At 59.2% G+C, this 20,096-nt stretch carries 15 protein-coding genes and 2 pseudogenes; 9 read left to right on the forward strand and 8 right to left on the reverse strand.

What is annotated here, in order from left to right:
* Positions 1–89: 89 nt before the first annotated feature.
* Positions 90–1,070 carry a LysR family transcriptional regulator gene (locus tag AC1DS6_RS27610; RefSeq protein ID WP_477103579.1) on the reverse strand — a complete coding sequence of 327 codons (981 nt, stop codon included), beginning with the start codon at positions 1,068–1,070 and terminating at the stop codon, positions 90–92.
* A 113-nt stretch (positions 1,071–1,183) separates the two neighbouring features.
* Here AC1DS6_RS27610 and AC1DS6_RS27615 point away from each other — a divergent pair, with 113 nt between their 5' ends.
* The 3 genes from AC1DS6_RS27615 (at position 1,184) to AC1DS6_RS27625 (ending at position 3,615) form a co-directional block, all read left to right on the forward strand.
* A complete protein-coding gene (locus AC1DS6_RS27615; protein ID WP_477103580.1) occupies positions 1,184–1,732 on the forward strand; it encodes a 4-hydroxylaminobenzoate lyase in 549 nt (182 codons plus the stop codon).
* Between the two features lie 3 nt (positions 1,733–1,735).
* Positions 1,736–2,461, forward strand: coding sequence for a nitroreductase (locus AC1DS6_RS27620; RefSeq protein ID WP_477103581.1), 726 nt, complete (start codon positions 1,736–1,738; stop codon positions 2,459–2,461).
* 95 nt (positions 2,462–2,556) lie between these two features.
* Positions 2,557–3,615 carry an MBL fold metallo-hydrolase gene (locus tag AC1DS6_RS27625; protein ID WP_477103582.1) on the forward strand — a complete coding sequence of 353 codons (1,059 nt, stop codon included), beginning with the start codon at positions 2,557–2,559 and terminating at the stop codon, positions 3,613–3,615.
* Positions 3,616–3,916: 301 nt separating this feature from the next.
* On the opposite strand, the gene AC1DS6_RS27630 is transcribed toward AC1DS6_RS27625, so the two are convergent.
* The 3 genes from AC1DS6_RS27630 to AC1DS6_RS27640 all read right to left on the reverse strand — a co-directional run bounded on the left by AC1DS6_RS27630 (position 3,917) and on the right by AC1DS6_RS27640 (position 7,805).
* On the reverse strand, positions 3,917–4,972 hold the full coding sequence (locus AC1DS6_RS27630) for a medium chain dehydrogenase/reductase family protein (RefSeq protein WP_477103583.1): 1,056 nt from the start codon (positions 4,970–4,972) through the stop codon (positions 3,917–3,919).
* Positions 4,973–5,017: 45 nt separating this feature from the next.
* On the reverse strand, positions 5,018–5,911 hold the full coding sequence (locus AC1DS6_RS27635) for a transporter substrate-binding domain-containing protein (protein WP_477103584.1): 894 nt from the start codon (positions 5,909–5,911) through the stop codon (positions 5,018–5,020).
* A 952-nt stretch (positions 5,912–6,863) separates the two neighbouring features.
* The gene (locus AC1DS6_RS27640; protein WP_477103585.1) at positions 6,864–7,805 is read right to left on the reverse strand and encodes a hypothetical protein; all 942 of its coding nucleotides are present in this window, start codon (positions 7,803–7,805) and stop codon (positions 6,864–6,866) included.
* Between the two features lie 402 nt (positions 7,806–8,207).
* On the opposite strand from AC1DS6_RS27640, the gene AC1DS6_RS27645 reads away from it, so the two are divergent.
* Positions 8,208–12,143, forward strand: coding sequence for an AAA family ATPase (locus AC1DS6_RS27645; RefSeq protein ID WP_477103586.1), 3,936 nt, complete (start codon positions 8,208–8,210; stop codon positions 12,141–12,143).
* 294 nt (positions 12,144–12,437) lie between these two features.
* Here the strand turns inward: AC1DS6_RS27645 and AC1DS6_RS27650 are convergent.
* From AC1DS6_RS27650 to AC1DS6_RS27665, 4 genes and pseudogenes are all read right to left on the reverse strand, one after another.
* Positions 12,438–12,560 (reverse strand): annotated as a pseudogene (locus tag AC1DS6_RS27650) (transposase domain-containing protein); the annotation flags it as partial.
* Between the two features lie 1,018 nt (positions 12,561–13,578).
* Positions 13,579–13,815 carry a hypothetical protein gene (locus tag AC1DS6_RS27655; protein ID WP_477103587.1) on the reverse strand — a complete coding sequence of 79 codons (237 nt, stop codon included), beginning with the start codon at positions 13,813–13,815 and terminating at the stop codon, positions 13,579–13,581.
* 463 nt (positions 13,816–14,278) lie between these two features.
* Positions 14,279–14,482: a cold-shock protein gene (locus AC1DS6_RS27660; RefSeq protein ID WP_477103602.1), complete on the reverse strand. Its 204-nt coding sequence runs from the start codon at positions 14,480–14,482 to the stop codon at positions 14,279–14,281.
* A gap of 366 nt (positions 14,483–14,848) precedes the next feature.
* Entirely contained in the window at positions 14,849–15,193 is a 345-nt protein-coding gene (locus AC1DS6_RS27665; protein ID WP_477103588.1) for a hypothetical protein, read from the reverse strand.
* A gap of 424 nt (positions 15,194–15,617) precedes the next feature.
* Between AC1DS6_RS27665 and AC1DS6_RS27670 the strand changes: the two genes are divergently transcribed.
* The 5 genes and pseudogenes from AC1DS6_RS27670 (at position 15,618) to sufB (ending at position 20,028) form a co-directional block, all read left to right on the forward strand.
* Positions 15,618–16,253 (forward strand): hypothetical protein, encoded by a 636-nt coding sequence (locus tag AC1DS6_RS27670; RefSeq protein ID WP_477103589.1) that lies wholly within the window; start codon positions 15,618–15,620, stop codon positions 16,251–16,253.
* Positions 16,254–16,398: 145 nt separating this feature from the next.
* Positions 16,399–16,939 (forward strand): annotated as a pseudogene (locus AC1DS6_RS27675) (IS6 family transposase); the annotation flags it as partial.
* A 597-nt stretch (positions 16,940–17,536) separates the two neighbouring features.
* A complete protein-coding gene (locus tag AC1DS6_RS27680; RefSeq protein ID WP_477103590.1) occupies positions 17,537–17,974 on the forward strand; it encodes a hypothetical protein in 438 nt (145 codons plus the stop codon).
* A gap of 151 nt (positions 17,975–18,125) precedes the next feature.
* On the forward strand, positions 18,126–18,554 hold the full coding sequence (locus tag AC1DS6_RS27685; protein WP_477103591.1) for an SUF system Fe-S cluster assembly regulator: 429 nt from the start codon (positions 18,126–18,128) through the stop codon (positions 18,552–18,554).
* 25 nt (positions 18,555–18,579) lie between these two features.
* On the forward strand, positions 18,580–20,028 hold the full coding sequence (sufB, locus tag AC1DS6_RS27690; protein WP_477103592.1) for a Fe-S cluster assembly protein SufB: 1,449 nt from the start codon (positions 18,580–18,582) through the stop codon (positions 20,026–20,028).
* Positions 20,029–20,096: the final 68 nt, after the last annotated feature.

The following is a 20,096-nucleotide window of genomic DNA, read 5'->3' on the forward strand; positions in this document are numbered from 1 at the left end:
TCCGGCCAACTCCAGCCATCCAGACTCCGCAAAGCCGGGTCCCACATCACACTGGAATTGCCGCGCCAGTCCACGGCGCTCGAGCCATGCTACTCGAGCGCCTCTTCAACAGTTCGGGCTGTCTTCGCGATCATCTCGCGCAGCCACGAGTGACCCATGTCGTGATCGTCGCGGCTATGCCAAACCGCACGCGTGGTCTCAATCCCAGCCTGGTACGGCGGAGGTCGGCGAATTAGGTCACCGCTTTTTGCAAGAGCCGTAGCCAGGGACGCGGGCACAATGGCGAGCATGTGTGTATCACGCAGCAGCGCCGGAATGGCGAGCGAGTGCGGGACGGTGACCCTCAACCGCGGCATCTCCTGCGACTCAAGGAGCGCCTGCTCTAACGCCCGCCGGTCGAACATCTCCGATTGGCGCGCGAGGCCGCGCTCAACAATGAAGCCCCCTACCGCGCCCTCCTCCTGCCCGCCGACGGATAGGGTGACAAGCGGGTACTTCGTCAAATCCCGGAGCTTGAGCTTCCGGCGTGAAGCGGGATGTCCTTTGCACATCAAGATGGACTCTCCCTGTGACATCAAGTCTCGCGAGTTCAGGCGCGGTGGCACCTGCGAGAAGATGCCGATGGCTAGATCAATGCGCCCCAGGTCGATCTGCTCGGCCAGGTCCAGCCGAGTGGACGGCCGAATAACAAGGTCGACACCTGGGGCAACCTTTTGCAGTTCACGGGACAACGGCGCAACGATTACTTCAGTGACGTGATCGTTGGCCGCGATAACGAATCGCCGTCTGGAATGATCTGCAGTAAACGGCTCCACGCCCAGGGCATCCTCGATGCGGCGCAGTGAGTCCAACAGGGTTGGCGCCATCGCCATTGCACGGCCGGTTGGCACCATGCCCTTCCCCATGCGTATGAATAGCTCGTCGCCAACCAGCTCGCGCAGTCTTCGGAGCGCGTGGCTGACCGCCGATTGCGTGAGATGCAGACGCTTGCCTGCCAGAATCAAATTGCGCTCCTCGTAGACAGCCTCGAACACTTTTAACAGGTTCAGGTCCGTGCGGCCGATGCTCATGATCGCGCTCCATCCATTGAATCGTATGCATTATGCGGTTGCATGGACATCAATTCCATTCAATTCATGGTCGGCGCATGATGATGTCAAATCAATGGACAGCAAAGGACACCATGATGGCCGACAACCTCAACAACGATCGAGAAGCGCTGGTCGAACGCTGCATTCCCTTCCTTGAGGAAGTGAAGGACATGACCGCCGGCAGCGCGGTCGAGCGCTGGTTAAACCAGAAGTACGGACCTGGCAGCGAGCTCTACCAAACCCTGTCTCGCATGATAAGGCAGGGCGTGAAGGACGGCTGGGCAGCACATACCCAGATTGACGGCTCAACCTACCGCCGGAGTCGTATCTCGGAGCCCTCCGAGCGCACGCTCCACTTCAGCATCACCGCTGTCTACATGGATAGCACCGGCAACAAGCAAGGGCATCCAGACCACCGATTCCGAGGGCAATACCACGGTCATCCCTATGGCGAGTTCAACATGGTCGTTCCACTCGATCCGGGCGCCGTCCTGAACGGGCCGAATGGCTGGTGTTCCGGAGGCTGGACCGCCCCGGCGCCGGGCAGCCATCACTATCCGGAAGCAAAAGGTGGCGCCGTTATCGCGCTGTTCTTCCTGCCTTCCGGTCGGATTTCCTACCATGACGTCCCGCAGGAGTAGTCCATGGTTCAGACTGCAATTGAATGGTCTCAAGAGGCGGTCGCAAGATGCGTCGCCACCGTCGTCGGCACCCGGCGATCGGTTCGCGCCTTCAGGCCTGACCCGCTGCGCCGGGAACTCGTGGAACAGATCCTGGAGGAGGCTGCGACCGCCCCCAGCGGGGCCAACATTCAGCCCTGGCGGGTGTATGTGGTCAGCGGCACAGTCAAGGATGTACTGGCCGACATCCTGGTCGCGGCCTTCCGCGCCGGGAGCGCACCAGCACCCGCCCACTTCCCTGATCCGTTGCCGGACGTGTTCCGCACGAGACTGACCGACTTCGGCGCGCGGTACTACGCTTCACTCGGAATCCACCGCAACGACACCCTGGCGCGCATGCGCCAGACCGAGCAGAATTTCTCATTCTTCGGCGCGCCAGTGGGTCTCATCATCAGCATCGACCGCAGATTGAAGCCGCACAGTTGGATCGACATTGGCCTTTTCGCGCAGAACCTGATGATCGCGGCGAAAGCACGTGGAATCGACACATGCCCGCAGGTTGCCTTCGCGCCATTTCATGACCAGATCGCGTCGCATCTGCATATGCCACCGGAGGAAGTCACAGCGTTCGGTATGTCCATGGGATACGGGGACCCGGAAGCCAAGGTGAATCAGACCAGGATGCCGCGGGAGCGCGCGCAGGACTTCGCGCGCATCCTGGGGTTCCCGGCTCCCCCCGCCCCCCGCTGATTGATGCCATGTGTTCGGCGCCCTTCCTTGGGTGAAAGAGCAGGCCGCCTGCATCGCTCCCACCGGCCCAGGCCACTCAGTCTCCAGATATCAAGATGATTGAATTTTTCAAATTCGAGAAACCGGGCATGAAAATGAATACCGTTCTAAGGTTGCTATTGGTAGTCCTTAACATCACCATCGGCGCCTCACTTCCTTTTGCGGCGACCCATACCGATTCCGCCAATCAGTCAAGCTCTGGCGAGAATGTCGCGCCAGACGATTATTTTCATACGGGTGCGGGCGCCAGATATCTACGCCGTGCCGACGAGAATATCGTTGCAAAACCCTTGCGCGGTAATGTAACCGTCTTGATGGGCTCCGGTGGAAATATAACCGTTCTATCGAGCAAGGAAGGAAAATTTCTGGTTGACGCTGGAATCAGCAAATCACAGAAGAAGCTACAGGTGGCGCTCGATGAAATTGGAACAGGGCCACTCAGATACGTGGTCAATACGCATTGGCACTGGGATCATACGGACGGCAATGCCTGCATGCATGCGGCAGGCGCCACGATCGTCGGGCAAGAAAATACTTTCAGGCATTTAACCGAAAAGACGCATGTGAATGCCTGGAACTGGACTTTCGATCCGGCGCCTGAAGCAGCGCGTCCCACACTGCTGATCAATCACAGGAAGAGATTCAACTTCGCAGGAACCATGATCGAAGTGGAGAACTTCGGCCACGGCCATACTGACGGCGATCTGTGGGTCTACTTCAAGAACGCGGATGTGTTGGCGCTCGGCGATACTTTCTGGAACGGTTTCTATCCCTATATCGACAACGAAGATGGCGGCAGCATCGACGGCGCGATTAAATGGGCAAGCAAGGCTGTGGTACGGACGACCGACCACACCCTCGTCATTCCAGGTCATGGCGCGGTTGGCACGCGGACCCAACTGATTGAATTCCGCGACATGCTGGTCACGGTGCGCAACAACGTGGCAGCGCTGAAACAACAAGACAAGTCGATTGACGAAATTATTGCCGCCAAGCCAACTGCTGCCTTCGACGACAAATGGGGAAACTTCGTGTTCAACGGGGAACAATTCACCAAGATGGTCTACGCTGGTTTGAAAGCCGATAGCGATTCGGAATCATCTCCACATCCTTAGCCCGAGCCACTTTCGCTGACCTGTCGCATCTGAGTCCTCCCGACAATTGCCCCTTTGGAAACTGCCCTCTGTAGGCCGTATTAGATATCCGGCACCGCTGCGACAGTAAAAGTGTCAACACGCCGGGCTGATCTCGGTCAGCCGGTTGGCCAGCTTGCTGCCACGCCCGACCACAGGCCGAGTTCGGCAGTGGATTCAACCTGCCGTTCAGCGAGTTGGGAAACCTGCCGTTGGATTGGCTGCGTTACTCCGGGACCTGACGGACGAGCCAGATGCAAAATTCGGCCATTTCAGCCGCCCGTCACCGCGTCAAGGTGTCATTGCTCACGAGCACGATCTTGCCAGTCACGCCTTTCTCGCCGAGCAACTCGTGCGCAAGCTTCGCCTCGGCAAGAGGAAATTTCCGGGCAATCAGCGGCTGGATTTTCTTCTGTTGTAGAAGGCCCAGCAGGGTGATCAAGTCCCGTCGAAACATTGCCGGTTTCAGGCGCTTGAGCCACTGGATGCTGTAGGGGACCACCCGCTTCCGGCCCGGGAGAAGCCAGCCGCCAGCAATGTACAAACCGAAGATCGCGAGTCGCTGAAAGCGATTTCGGCGCCCGGAACGACCTGACGCCAGGCGCCCCCCACGCAGCGAGGCAGTTAGGCCATAGGCTACGACCTTCCCGCCAGGACGGAGAGCGTCGCGGGAACGCCAGATATGGGTACCGCCGATGCCATCGAAGACGACGTCGACGCCTTCTCCCGTCATGCGGCGAGTCTCTTCTACGAAATCGAGCTGCTGGTAGTCCATTGGCATACCGCCCAGGCCGGAAACTGCGACTGTATCCTGCGATGAACAGGTGCCGTACATTTCCAGCCCGGCGAGGCGGCCAAGCTGCATGAGTGCCGAGCCTACCCCGCCTGCCGCTCCGTGAATCAAAACGCGCTGGCCCGGCTCGACTTTGGCGCAACGATGCAACATCTGGTACGCGGTGACGTAGTTCAATACAAGGCTGACAGCCACGGCCGCATCCAACCCGGCAGGCACGGGGACCAGTTCACGCTGCGCCAGACAGACGAACTCAGCGTACGCGCCACTGATCGGCAGAGCGGCAACGATCTGGCCCGTTTCGACGCCACAGGCGCCAGTGCCGAGCTTATCCACTATGCCAACCAGATCCCACCCCGGCGTGAACGGCAGCGGCGGCGTTTCGGGATGAAAGCCCTCGCGCATCATCAGATCGGGTTGACCCACGCCTGCCGCCAGCACCCTCACCCGTACTTCGCCGGCCTTGGGCTCGGGGCACTCTTCCTCCACCACCTGAAGTGCACCTGGCCCGCCATAATGAGTGACCATAATGCGCGTGTGTTTCATGATGCGTGCCAACCGCACAATTTCGATGGATTCAATGCAGAGGTATCACTGCGCCGGTTTGTCGCTACGTGCCTTGAGGTTAGCCCGCAATGGCGCGCTCATCGGCATATTCAGGTTCACGCCGGCGGGGGGGATCGGTGATTCAAACCATTTCTTATAGAGCCGTGTAAACTCTCCCGATTTCATCAGTCGCGTTATGGTTTCATCTACCAGCTTCTTGAACTCTGCATCATCCTTACGGACCATGCAGGCATATGGTTCCACCTGAAGGGTATCGCCCACGATCTCAAGCGAAGAGGGGTTCCCCGAATTGGCGCGCAAGCCGAACAGCAGAACGTCATCCAGGGCCAGCGCTGACGCGCGACCGCTTTCCACGAGCTGCATGGCGTCTGCATAGTCTTTGCCGGAGATTATCTGGACATCGATATTGTTGTCGGCGCTGTACTTTCTCACCACCTTCTCGTTCGTGCTGCCGGCCGCGCTGGCTACCGTCTTCTTCGACAGATCCGCATAGCCATTGATGCCAGAATCGCGCTTGGTCAGCAGACGAGTTCCCGCGTAGAAGAAATTGATCGAGAATGCCACTTCCTTTCCGCGCGCGCTGGTATTGGTGGTCGAACCACACTCCAAGTCGTAGGTACCATTGACCAGCAGCGGAATACGATTCTGCCCGGTAACCGGAATATATTCGACTTTGAGGGCGGGCTTCTTCAGCCGGCTTCGCACATCGTCAATGATGGCTTGCGTCAGGTCGACGGAAAATCCAACGGCTTTATGCGGGCCGAGAAGATAGCTGAAGGGAACAGCCACCTCGCGATACGCGACCGTGATCTTGTCTGTCGCAGCGACCTTCTCCAGCGTCTGGGCGCAGACATTTGCCGCAGCGACCGATAGACCGGCCGCGATGAGGGTAGAGGCGATTGTGGAAATCGTTTTCATTCTTGTTCTCCATGGACGCGTAGAACATCCCTGCGCGACACCAGCTTGTGACCTGTAGGGTCGCACTTCTGATGTGAATCTAGGCGCCATCTCGATAGCGCGGTTGACCTAGGTCAACGGGGCGAATATTGCAGGCTCTCAAGCCCGGCCTCTCGTGTGGCTGCCGTTGGAATATCGCTTACCAAGAATGTGAGCTTGGTGCGCGCGTATTGCAGCGGCTATCCACTCGCGGTGATTCATTTGGCACTTCTGCGTAAGACGGTTCCTTGGCGTCCCTACGCCAGAGCGACAAAGCAACAAGAATGGTTCGCGTGAAGGACCTTGAGGCAGCGCGCCGCCCACCGGCTGGAATGGCCGATCAACTGCCGGAGCGACAGAGGAGGCGGATGTCCGTTGATCCCGGATAGCCGACATCGAGTTGTGGAAGCCTCGAACGGCGCAGAAGGGTCGGTCAGAGACGGCCGCAGCCCGCGACGAGCATCCGACCCGTTGAATCCACGGCCAGTTCCTGACATTTGCGCGTGTGCACAAATTATCACTCGAGCGAACCGATCCACTCCGGCAGCAGTCATTCTCCCTGAATGACCATCGTCGCGTTATAGGTCACTACGGACGTCCTCATCGATCGACTTTCGGTTCGGAGCGTCCCTTTTTGAGCAAGCGAACTATGTCGGCGAGCGACGGTGGCAGCTAGAGATACTGCCGTGGCACCAGCAGGTAGTTCAGCCTCGCGCTCACTTGCTCATCCAGCTTGCATCGATGACGTTGGCCGCTTCCCATGTGCCGAAGCTGTCGCCGTTGTGGTTCGTTAGCTCACCGTTTCGATGTCCCAAGATTGCGGCGTTCGGCAACTTGTCCCCCGCATAGCCGCGACTCCGCCTTTTTGTCGCAAAGCTCACGTTGATACTTACCGGCCGCGAACGGGGAAGTTTGCAGCCGGCGCTGTCGCGCGCTAACTCATGATTGGTGCCATCGCAGTTCCGATTCGAGACACCTGGTTCCCGGTGATCATGCCGCTGAGAATCCGACTGAAGCGGGGTTCCTGCACTCCGGAAATGATGTATTGCCACCTGTATGCTGCAAGCAGGCTCATGCGGACGGATTCTTTGTCAGCCATCGGCAGCGATCGTCCGCAGATCATCGCAAAGTAATCAGCGTCCGCGCGAGCCTGTGTTTGCACCATGCCGTCGACGGCGGCGATCAGTTCGATCAGATCGTTGACACCTGCGTCACGTTCTTCAGGCGAAAGCCTCGCGTTCTCGCGTTGCCATTCGATTTCATCGAGAATCGCATGCTGTGATTCCTCGCGCCAGTGATAGAGAAAGACATCCTTCCATAGTTCAGACGAATTCGGGTCCTCGTCGATGCTGCCCCGATAGTGCGCGAGCACGAAGAGTTCGATGTGACAGGTTAGAGCGAGCACTGCCCATGTGGACTTCCCGAGTACGAACGACGCCACGCTGTTTGCTTCCGGCAAAAACGTGTAACCGACTGGCATGCCTTCGGCGCACATGCGTTCGATGCGGCGAAACAGTTCCTGATGCTTGATTTCTTCATCGGTGAACCGGACGAGCGCTTCGAACGCGCTTTGGTCGCCGAGGCGGTATGGGCCGCTCATCTCCAGTACCTTCGCTGCAATGAAGCGTTCGACGAGGCCAAACATGTTTGCGTAAGTGCGGCCCTGAATCTGACTGAGCAGGCGCTGCTCCTCGGGACCAAGAAAGGCGAGAGAATCGACTTTCGATAGTGCGTCCGGGAGAAACTTCTTCGTGAAATCGAAGCATCGGCCGCGAATCACGTCACGGTCGATATCCCAGCGGACGCGCTTGGACGCAGCGATGCACTTGGCGTAGCGGTTGGTGTTGAGCTTATGCCCATCAGTCATGAGTTCCATTGAAACATCTCCTTCAATTGCGATTCACGGATACCTCACACGTCCCGTGGCCGCCGCGAGCGACGACTGTCCTCTCGCCCCGCACGTGTTCGGCAGCCGGGCGGCGGTTCGGGGGCTCTAGGGTGCGTGAGTTGCCGCCTGGCGTACTGTGCCGGTGCCGCCCGGGATTTCCCAGCCCCTCGAACGTATCAGCCAGGTTGGGCGTACGGCATCGTCACGATCCAACTATCGTTGGCGGACGTCATCGATCCGTGAACAGCATGCGAGGCTGCGTAAAAACGCCGTCAAAAAAAGGAAAGAGACTCATGAAGGACAGGCGGGCGGGCAGTCTGCATGGGATGCCTGAATGTCGTGCAGCGCGGAGTAAACTGTTTGAGGGCGACGCATCACCTCACGCACGACATGACCCGGCTCAAGATCGAAATCCTCGGAGGCTTGCACATCCGGCTTGCTGGGCAGCCTGTGCCGCTGGACTTTCCCACCAGGAAGAGCAAGGCCATCCTGGCCTACCTTGCCTTGTCGCCAGGCATGCTGCGCTCGCGAGAGCAACTGGCAAGCGTGTTCTGGGAGCGCAGCGCTGAAGAGCAGGCAAGAGCCAGTTTGCGGCAGACACTGTCGAACTTGCGCAGGATCCTGCCGAACGCGCCGCCACTGTTGAAAGCGGAGCCGGATGCCATATGGCTCGACGCACGTCGCGTGGAAGTCGACGCGCTGCAATTCACGCACCTCGCGACTGAGCGGTCTCCCGATTCACTGGCAAAGGCTGTCGCGCTCTATCGGGGAGCGCTACTCGACGGTTTTGGCCTGCGTGAAGAGCCCTTCGAGCGGTGGATGATGGTCGAGCGTCGCTGGTTTCATGAGCGCGCTGTGGAGGTCTTCGCCGAACTCGTCAGCCATTATGAGCAGTCTGGCGAATTTGATCGTGCGATTGCGGCGGCTAGCAGAGTACTGGCTTTGGACCCATTACTCGAATGGGCCCATGCGGTGCTTATGAGGCTGTATGCGAGGACGGGACGCCGGGACGCTGCCGTTCGCCAATATCAGGAATGCGTTCGTGTGCTCAATACCGAACTTGGCTTTGCCCCCGCAGAGGGCACGCAACGCCTGGCCGCCCGAATCCAGCAGGATTCAGGGCCTGCAGGTCCGGTTTTGTCTGTCGGGGAGCCGGCTGAGCAGTCCGGGAGCGCGTGGCGCGCTGAGTACGAAGCCGACAATGCGACGGTATTGCCGGCGGAGCGTAAGCAGCTAAGTGTGCTCTGCGCGCGCGTGCGCGAGCCGATTAGCGACTTGGATCCCGAAATGGCGCTTGAGCGCGGCGACCCTGTGCTAAAAGCCATGGCCGACTCTGTTCAGCGATTCGGCGGCTTGGTCACCCAGTTCAGAAGCGATGGTGTGACGGCACTATTTGGGGCGCCTGCCGCACATGAAGACCATGCGGTGCAAGCCTGTTATGCGGCGCTCGCGATGCGCGAAGTCATTTCGGCGCTCATTGACCGGCCACTGGACGTACGCATCGGCATACATTCTGGCGAGGCCGTCGTCCGGACGATTGGAAACGACCGGTCGCAACACTATGACGCGCTTGGCTCCGTACCACAGCTTGCAAATCAGATCGATGCCGCGCTCTCTGCCGGAGAGATCGGCGTGAGCGCCGACACGGTGCGGTGTGCCGAAGGCTTCATCGAACTCTCGGATCCTCGCGGGAGGCCGCTTCCTGGCGCGACGCCTCCCGTCGAGATTTTCATGCTGCGTACGAAGTCCGCGTTGCGTCTTCGCTGGAACACTCGCACCGCACGCGACCTCACACGTTTTGTCGGCCGCGACGCGGAGATGGCCAGTTTGCAGGGGATGCTCGAGCGTGCCGGACGCAGGGCAGGCCAGGTATGCGCGATCGTCGGAGAACCGGGCGTGGGAAAGTCTCGCCTCGTGCACGAGTTTGTCAACTCGGAACAAGCGGCCGGCTGGACAATATTCGAGACCGGCACGACCTCACACGACACGAGCGCGATCTATCTTCCGCTCGCCAATCTGCTGCGGACATGGTTCGGCATCGGCGAGCGCGACACACTGGCCGAGGCAGCCGACAAGCTTCGTCGCGGCGTCGACGCGGTCGACCCGGCGCTCGCGTCGACGCGTCCCGCGATGGCTGCAGTGCTGGACTTGCCGCCGGACGATCCGCAATGGGAGATGGCGAGTCTGCCGCAAAGGCGCAAGCGCACGCTCGAAGCGGTTGCCTCTCTTGTGATCTGCGCGAGTGAGCACCGTCCATTGATACTCGTTGTCGAGGATCTGCACTGGATCGATGACGGCACCCAAGCTGTGCTCGATCATCTCGTCGACTTCATCGGTGCGTCGCGCGTGTTGCTTCTCGTGACCCATCGACCCGAGTATCGGCACACATGGTTTGGCAAGAGCTACTTTTCCCAACTGCACGTGGACAGTCTCGCCGCCGAAAACGCGGAACTGCTGCTGCGGTCGCTGCTCGGCGACGACGGCGGGCTTTCCGCGCTTCGCCGGCGCCTGATCGAGTGCACGGGAGGCACGCCTCTTTTCCTGGAAGAGTCTGTTCGTGCGCTGGCGGATGCGGGCGCACTGGTCGGCCAGATGGGCGCGTACCACAAGGTTCGAGCCATCGACACGGTCGATATTCCATCGACCGTGCATGCGGTCCTTGCTTCGCGGATCGATCGCCTGTCCGTGCAGCAGAAGATCCTGCTGCAGATGGCGGCCGTGATCGGCCAGGAGTTTCCGGTCGATCTTCTGCAGCCGATAGCCGATCTCGACCGCGAACAAGTGCTCGATCTGCTGGCTGATCTGCAGGCGGCTGAATTTGTCTATCAGACCCGGTTGTTGCCGCAGCAGCAATACACCTTCAAGCATGCGCTCACGCATCGTGTCGCTTATGCAAGCGTGCTCAAAGAGCGGCGACGCTCAGTGCACGTACGGCTTGTGGATGTCATCGAGCGGCTTCACGCGCAACGTCTCGACGAGCATATCGAACGCCTCGCGCATCACGCGCTTGCTGGCGAACTGTGGGACAAGGCCGTTCATTATCTGTACCAGTCCGCGGGCAAGGCGCTTCAGCGGTCTGCGTATCAGCAGGCGGTTGAGCACCTGAACAGGGGGCTCGAGATCATCCGGACGTTGCCTCGCACCCCTGCCTTGCTCAGGCACGAACTCGATTATCAAAAGGTCCTGGGCATGACCATGATGGCGGCGAAGGGCTGGGCGGCGAAAGAAGTGCTTGACGCGTATACGCAGGCGAGGGTGCTCTGCGAGGAGCTTGGAGACGAGAGCGAACTGTTCACCGTGCTACGGGGCGAAGGACAGTATCGAATGATCCGTGGCGAGTCGGAAATCGCCCGCGAACTCGGCAACCGTTGCACAGCTCTGACGGCGGTTTCGCATGACCACGGGATGCAAATCGAGACGCATCATCTTTTCTGGACGAATAGTTTTTTCATGGGTGAATACGCTACTGCAGCGTTTCATAGCACAAGCGGAATGGTCCTTTACGAGCGCGAGCGAGACCACGCGCTGACATTCAAATACTCTGGACATGATCCTGGTGTGTGCTGCCGATGCTTCACCGCGTTGGTGCAGTGCCTGCGCGGATACCCGGACAAATCGCTGTCGATTTGCGACGAGGCGCTGAAACTCGCGCAAGAACTTGGTCATCCACTGACGACGGCATTGGCATACTGGACGTGTAGCTTCGCGCATCTCCTGCGTGGCGAGCCGGAGCTGGCGAGAGAGTGGGCGGCGCGGGAAATTGCTATTTGCGAGGAGTACGTGTTGCCCTTACTGCTGTCGCAAGGGACATTTCAACTGGGTTGGGCGCTGGCGCAGCTAGGCGATCTCGACGACGGCATAGAACGGATGCGGGAGGGCATTTCAGCAATCAGTGCGACGGGTGCCGAAATGGGGCTGCCGTACTTCAATGCGCTGCTTGGCGAAGCCCTTGGCCGCGCGGGCAAACCAGAGGCAGGGCTCGTCGAGATCGATCGGGCGCTCGCCGCTGTCAATCAGCACGGCGGACGCTTCCAGCTCTCGGAAATGCTGCGTCTGAAAGGCGAATTGCTCGCAGCTCAGCGCCCCGTGCGGCAAGAAGAAGCACTCGCGTCCTTTCGCGAGGCGATCGCGGTTGCGCAAAGGCAGGGCGCCAGTCTTCTCTGGCTTCGGGCGGCGATCAGCCTTGCACGCCAGTTGGCAGCAACGGGTGACATTGAAAATGCATACGCCGTGCTGCAGCCCGCCTGCGAAAGCATAAGGGAAGGAAGTGAACTCACTGATATTCGCACGGCGCAAGCGCTCCTGGCTGATCTGAAGAATCGCTAGCGCAGGGCTGCTTGCCGCTGCGAGCGCGTTGACTCTTAAGGGGAAGCCACACAACGTGAGCGGCTGGTCCGCGGTTCAGAGCGGCCAATTGTCTGGCAGACATGGATTGGCTGATGAGGTCGAAAGTTCGCATCCGCTTGCGGTGAAGCCTGACATTCGCGGCCGCTAAGCTGCTAGTGTCCGAAAGTCCGGCAAGCTTCTCATAGACGCCCCGGCAACGACGATGCCGGAATGTCGTAAGCGTCCCGCCGTCCCACCTTGCCGTCGGCGACGTTTGTGAGAGAGCGGACGCGCTCAGGACGCGGGATGCCAGTTGTGGGGGAGCATCTCGTCGATGCGGCTGTTCAGGTGGGTGGGCAGGCGGGTCAGCACATCGTTGAGGTGGGCCGACGGATCGTGCCCGTTGAGTTTGGCTGATTATGCCGCCCGCAGAACTATGCCGATCGAGTGCGCCTTCCCCCCAGATTCATCGCGAGTTTTCTACGATGGGCTCGGCATAGTTAGTCTTGTGCCTCCGCGTTCAACACCGGAGGGACAGGATTATGATTACAGAAGAGTACTTGAGCAGGAGCCGGTTGTTCCGGCGCCTAAAGAATGGACCTCAAGGAGAGCTCATCGAGCTTTGCACGGCACGTCTAGTCAAGGACGGGCTGGCTGGCCAAAGCACGTGGCGATGCCTTAACATGGTCAGCAGAGCGGTGTGAGGACGAGTGCGCTACGCTCTGCCAAGCGTTGCAGGCGCGTCACGAGCGCTAATAGTAGCAAGAAGGCAGTTCGGCCGCAGACGGCTTTTCTGTCATCCGCCTCCACGCCGATAACGCAGAAGATTGTTCGCCGCGCAGGCACTGCAGGATCACGATGCCACTGTGGCAAGGACTACGTTTATGGGCGACCCTGCCTTTCCTGGCCCCGGAATGCCTATGCCATATGGAGACCGCGCCAAAGCGGGGGCTGAGTCGGTCTTCACACAAGAGCATAATGAGCCACCTACAATGTGCTCATCTCCTTCGATCCTTAACCGGCAATCGCTGTCCTCCAGTTGCAAATCGGCCTGCGAGGCTTGAGCCCGCCGGTCTGGCGGCGCCTCCTCACTCCCTAGTACGCGTCATGATCTATCTGTTGCTGGCAGACCGCAGCGTCGAAATTGTTGCTGACCGAGGCATAGCCACCGGGAGTGGGAGGTCGTCTGTCGAGAAATGGAAGCAGCCCTACGGGGAGAAATTCTAGAGGATGCCGATTGGGCCGAGGTTGTAGACAAACTAGATGCAGCGCTGAGGTCAGCGGACTGAGAGCATTCATCTGAATTGAGTGCGGCGCAGTTTATCGCTTGTGTATCTGTGTATCGTATCTGAGCAGTCCGGTCTGGCGGGTCCCTTTGCTGACCGACATTTCGCCGCTCACCTGCACACGGCACCTGCGATGAGATGTCCCCGGCTTAAAACGGACGGTGTTGCACCCACGCGGGGAAGCGCTCATCAGTTTCGTCGGCGGAGATATCCCCAAGGTGTGTGCAGGCCTCGGCGGGCAGCGCAATTTGATACGCCTCGCGCCACAGCACCATGACGGTGAACCTGAGAACGCGAATTCGCACCTCTCTGGGGACGGGATACTCGGAAACATGTGAGGGAAGGGCCTCCATGCCAACACGCCGCCGGACCTCATAGGTGAGCATCCCTTTCTCATCGCGTCGAATCAACTCTGCACGCGCGAGGTGCAAGTACCAACAGAACCATGATCGTCTGCACGATGATTCATCCCTGATGAGACTGGCTTTTCTTATCCGGCTGACGCAATTTGCGTGCCATTTCGTTAGTGTTCCACCAGGCCTGTCGTGGTCATGGCAGCTGCCTACAACGTTCAGGTCACGGTCAGTTTGCTCCAGACACTCATTGTGATTGATAAGGCCAGTACTGAGTATCGGGTTTTGTAAGGACTTTGACGGTCGAGGGTGGGGCCTGCTGCGACATTGTTCGGAGATTATTTGCGCGGCCCCGATTGGCGTATTGATTGCAGCTGGCTGCCGACTCGTGTGGATGCGCTGAAGCGGCCTATTAATAGTGTTACCGGAAACAAAAAATCCCCTCGTGACAGCGAAGGGCCTTTATTCCATCTCGACTGCCTAGCCGCAACGGCGACTACAGCTTGCGAAGCTGCGAGGCTTGCAACCCTTTTGGGCTTTGCCTTGCGTCGAATTCGACCTTGGCGCCCTCATCAAGGGACCGGTATCCAGTGCCCTGGATTTCCGTGTGGTGGGCAAACAAGTCCGCGCCACCGCCGTCCGGGGTAATGAAACCAAATCCCTTTTCGTTGTTGAACCACTTCACAATGCCAGTCGCCATTTCATCCTCGAAGCAACGCATGCATACCGCATGCAGAAATCAAATTTCCAATCTGGACTTGCTGCTCAAGCTTAAGCTTCTTGCCGCCGATTGCAGCACAGTCATTCGGTCCGCCAGCATATCCGAGGAAACACATTGTAGCCAAGGTGGTCTAGTGTTTACCACTGGAGCCCGCTACAGGACCGTCCCGGCTGGTAACGGAGTCACCGCTGGCATCGCATATGTTAATTTGCGAAAGAAGAATTAGGCGCGATTAATTCTCGCGACGTCGTGCTGGTCGCGCATTTCTCTACCCAGCGAGAAAAGCCTGATGCGGAAACAAGGGAGGTCGGAAAGGAGCGCGTTGTAGGATGGCAGCGAACTGACTCAGGTCCAGTTGGTCAGCGCCAGCACGTCAGCGGCCGTGTCGAGGATAGCGGCCTGCTGGAGCAAGTCGGCAGGGTGATGGGAGGTGGCAGTACCTGCCTTGTTCATGCCCGCCTGCGCCACTGCCCACAGGTTTGCGGCGTCCTGGCGCAGGGCCTGGACGCTGGCGGAATCAGTCCAGCGGATCCTTCTCCGGCTGCGAGTACCCGGCTGCGGCGTGTCGGTCGAGGTCATGGGAGGAACGAGAATTTGATGCATATTGACCTTCAAAATTGCTTTGCCCGGTTTCGCTTCGCGCTGTCTCGCGAAGGGTGTACTTTCTGTTGCGGCGATGAGTGGCAGCACGCCCGAGAGCACGATGGCCGGCAGCGGCCTGAACCCCAAGAGTGCGTCGCAGAAGCCAACCGCGCATTGGACACAATCCACATGACGATTTGGTGTCAGCCTAGTAGGCCAAACGGATGATATCGGCAGAGATAAGGATTAACCTCGAAGCTGTGTGACGTCAATTCAACGTGTGAGAAAGCCGGTATCGGGGATGGACCGCAATGCCAAGAAATAACACAAAAAATGTTTCTTATATCTGATGTAAGAATTTTTAACTTTACGTAGATTGATGGGGTAGTCCTTGCTACCACCCGCGTATCGCTTCCCGACGACGCGGGATTCTCTTGGGTCAATAGCGCGCGAGAATTTTCTCGATATTTGGCCTACACTTTCCAACCATGAGCAGCACTTAACCCGGCGTTTCTGCTGGGCTGTCTTGGCTATGGACATCTACCAACTGCATCTTGTTTCCACGGGCGTTGACCCCCGATGGCTTATTGAGGGACACAGAGTCCGCGTTCCTGTCGAAGGCAACTATGTGAACCTGGATGGGAAACAGCTCGAGGTCGACGGTTGTCGTACCGCAAGCGGAAGGGTTCGAACAGGACAGGTTGGACTTGCATCGGGAACCCTGGTCGAAGTCTGGTGCGATATCAATGGATTGTTCATGTGTGCACGGGCGGATGACGTAGACCGGGTCCGTGCTGCCAAAGCGGCGAGAGAGGCGGCAGAACAAGCCGTCCTACGGGCGCGCGAAGAGGACCTTCGCGTTCGAGCGCAGGCGTTTAACGATAGCATTGCGATTCCCTTCAGGTGGGCGCCCGGTACAATCGACGGTGAATCTAGTCTTTTGCACGGGACGCAAAGCGACGAGGGACAGCGCTTGGCCAACGATGTTCACATCTTGCTGAAACAGGGCTTTCGCGATGGGCGTCTGGTGCGCAGCGCTGGCGATTTTCTTTGCATGCGTTCGCGGCGAATGGACGGTGCAAATTTAAAGGTGCGAAAGGCGGAGATGTATGTCGAAGTTTCTTGCAAGGAATGTCTTACAGTTGCGAAGCGGTGGCGCAGCGGCTAATCGATGTCACTCGGCCCAGGCGTTGTTGCATTATTGAATCTGAAGACAAAGTGCCTTCCGTGATCCAAAAATCAGGCGATGCGGACGGAATTCTGGCGTGCGAGAGCCGCCATGCGGTTAAGCACGCCTACGCGGATCGCGACTTCTGCATCGCTGGACGCTCAAGTTGCTGCCGGCGCTGCAAAAGGTATTTCGTCTTCGCAAGCGGCCAGTGGGAAAAAGCTGGCGCATGGACGAGACCTACATCCAGGTATGCGGGCAGTGGAAATACCTGTATCGAGCGGTCGACAAGGCGGGCAATACCATCGACTTTCTGCTGCGTGCCCAGCGCGACAAGGCTGCGGCGCGGCGTTTTTTTCGAGAAGGCCATCGCGCAGCACGGCCAGCCAGACTCGGTGACCATCGATGGCAGCCCGGCCAACCTGGCGGCCTTGCACGACATCAACGCCGAACGTGAAGCTCCCATCGTCATCCGGCAGAGCAAATACCTGAACAACATCGTCGAGCAGGACCATCGGGCCATCAAGCGCCTGACTCGACCGATGCTTGGCTTCAAGGACTTTCGCTGCGCGCGCATCCTGCTGGGCGGCATCGAGCTCATGCATATGATTGCCAAGGACCAGATGCAGTGCCACGAAGGGAGCAGTCCGTCCGCTGCGCAGCAATTCTATTCCCTGGCCCCATAAGCCAGCCCCCACGGGGTTCTTGCCGCCCTCCCTCACTTATCGCGACAATGCCGGCTGGCCCACTGCTTGTACAAAGGGGTAGGGGGCGAAGAGCGTACTATCTGCGTACAGAAACGAGAAGCCCGCCGGATGGCGGGCTGCTATGACTAGCCTTTTGGTTTAGTGCCGGTGCAACAGGTGGTCAAACCATGTCTGAACGGCACGCTGTTGCGTGGAAAGGAGTGTCGGATCGTGCTCGCGTAGCACCCAGACAACGACCGCACATAGAACTAATCCGATGAGCAGGACGACGAGCGAGGCAACCATGGCAGCCTCCTATTAGGGTAGCTATACAACCAGTGTAGATCGATTCTGCAGGGGGCGAGGGGCAACAAAATAGCCAACTCGGGGCGGGCAGTGCCTATTTGGCTACATGGAGGATGCGATCCCACCAGTACCGGAAGGTGTGCTTGCTTATGCTTAGCACTGGCTTTTGGTGTAATCCAACTCGGATGATGTAGGCGTAGATCGCGATCACCACCCCGAGGAAGACAAGTGACCCAATCATGGCGGGACCTCCGTTCCGGGGTGATCTTAAATCCATTGTAGGCCCCGCAGTTGGGCGCCGGGCAACAAAAAGCCCACTCGGGGCAGGCGGGTGACGTCACCGTGCCGCCGGGCCAACTCGCGAACGGGAGCATTCCTAGTGGTGTGACCGTGCCACCTGGCAATCTGAGCGGCGGCACGCTGCCTGGTACCGTCGCCCTACCGGCGCTGAACGTGACCGGCACGATTCAAACGAGCCAGCTCAGCGCCGCGGTGATCACTACCTCGAACCTGGCCACGCAGAACCTGAGTGCCAACCAGATTACCGCCGGCACGGTCAGCACCTCGCGGTTGGCAGCCGACGTAATCACCACTGGTAATTTCTACGCCCAGAGACCACTGGCCTGGCGATCCACCATGATCAGCAGCGCGCGGGTTCGCCGGCAGAGTGTCCCGTTTCGCTGGAGGAGTACCTCGCGGCCTCTTTCCGTTTTCTCCAATATGGCCTGATCATGCGCGCCGATGTCGCCGTGTAACGCTGGACGGATCGATACCCCTACCCGGAACTATAGAGGACTAAATTGGTTCTAATTATCGAGGCGTGGTTTTGGGGCTGAAGGTGCTCAGACTAAGCAAACTGACTGACTACGGCACGGTGATCATGACGCACATGGCGCGGAAGCCGGGCCGGATCTGCAGTGCTGCCGAGGTTGCCGCCGAGATTGGCGTGCCGATGCCGACGGCGAGCAAGATCCTCAAGATGCTCGCGCGGCAACAGCTACTGCATTCGCAGCGCGGCGCGAAGGGCGGTTACCTGCTGGCGCGGCCGCCGCAGGAAATCTCGATCGCGCAGGTGATTGACGCCATGGAAGGCCCTGCCGGCATGACCGAATGCAGCATTGCAGCCGGCTTGTGTACACAGGAAGGAACATGTTCCATCCGTGCGAACTGGCAGCGAATCAGCCTAGCGATCTTCCATGCGCTGGATGGCGTGACGCTGGCGGACATGACGCAACCGAATTGCCAGCCAGTGGATATCGGCGCGTTGCACGCCTGGAGGGTGACGGGCCGCAAGCAGGCATTCGAATGAAAGATGGGAAAACCGAAGGCAGGCCATGGCAACCCCGGCGCACAAGCTCGACGAACTAATCAGCCAAGGCTATCAGCATGGCTTCTACACATCCGTGGCAACGGACACGGTGCCGTGCGGGCTGAACGAGGACGTGATCCGCATGATCTCGGCCATGAAGGATGAGCCGGAATTCATGCTTGGCTGGCGTCTCAAGGCCTATCGTCACTGGCTGACGGTGTCCGAGCCGCACTGGGCAACAGTCAGACACCCGCCCATCGACTACCAGGCTATCGCCTACTATTCCGCGCCGCGCTCCCAGAAGGCCGGGCCCAAGACACTGGACGAGGTCGATCCAGAGTTGCTGCGCACCTACGAGAAGCTGGGCGTGCCCCTGCGGGAGCGCGAGTTGCTCGCGGGCGTCGCCGTGGATGCGGTGTTCGACAGCGTCTCGGTAGCTACCACCTTCAAGGCGAAACTGGGCGAACTCGGCATTATTTTCTGTTCGTTCTCGGAGGCAGTGCGGGAGCATCCCGGGCTGGTGCAGCAGTACCTCGGCACGGTCGTACCCTACACGGACAACTACTTCGCCACGCTCAACTCGGCTGTGTTCAGCGACGGGTCGTTCTGCTATATCCCCCCCGGAGTCCGCTGCCCGATGGAGTTGTCCACCTACTTTCGCATCAATGCCCAGAAGACCGGACAGTTCGAGCGCACCCTGATCATTGCCGACGAGGGCGCTTACGTCAGCTATCTGGAAGGATGCACCGCGCCGATGCGCGACGAGAACCAACTGCATGCCGCGGTGGTGGAACTGATCGCGCTGGAAGGTGCGCAGATCCGCTACGCGACGGTGCAGAACTGGTATCCGGGCGACAAGGAAGGCAAGGGCGGCATCTATAACTTCGTGACCAAGCGCGGCGACTGCCGCGGCGCCCGCGCGAAGATCTCATGGACCCAGGTCGAGACCGGATCGGCCATTACCTGGAAGTATCCAAGCGTGATCTTGCAGGGCGACGACTCGGTTGGGGAGTTCTATTCCGTGGCGCTGACCAATCACTATCAGCAGGCCGACACTGGCACCAAGATGACCCACCTCGGAAAGCATACCCGGAGCACGATTCTCTCCAAGGGCATCTCGGCCGGCCACGGCCAGAACGCATACCGCGGGCTGGTGAAGATGGCAAAGAGCGCCAGCGGCGCGCGCAACTACTCGCAGTGCGACTCGCTGTTGCTGGGCGACAAATGCGCGGCCCACACCTTTCCCTATATCGAGGTGAAGAATGCCACGGCCCGCGTCGAACACGAGGCCTCCACCTCGCGCATCGGCGAGGATCAGCTGTTCTATTGCCAAAGCCGCGGCATCGGCCCAGAGGACGCGGTATCGATGATCGTGAACGGCTTTTGCAAGGAAGTGTTCAAGGAGCTGCCGATGGAGTTCGCGGTGGAGGCGCAGAAGCTGCTGGGCGTCAGCCTGGAGGGAAGCATCGGCTAGTGGGCGCGCGGGACGCGCTGCCTCGGAGCCGCATTGGAACCACATTGCAACCACATCGGAACCATATC

Source organism: Cupriavidus sp. 05L310, from assembly GCF_056398185.1.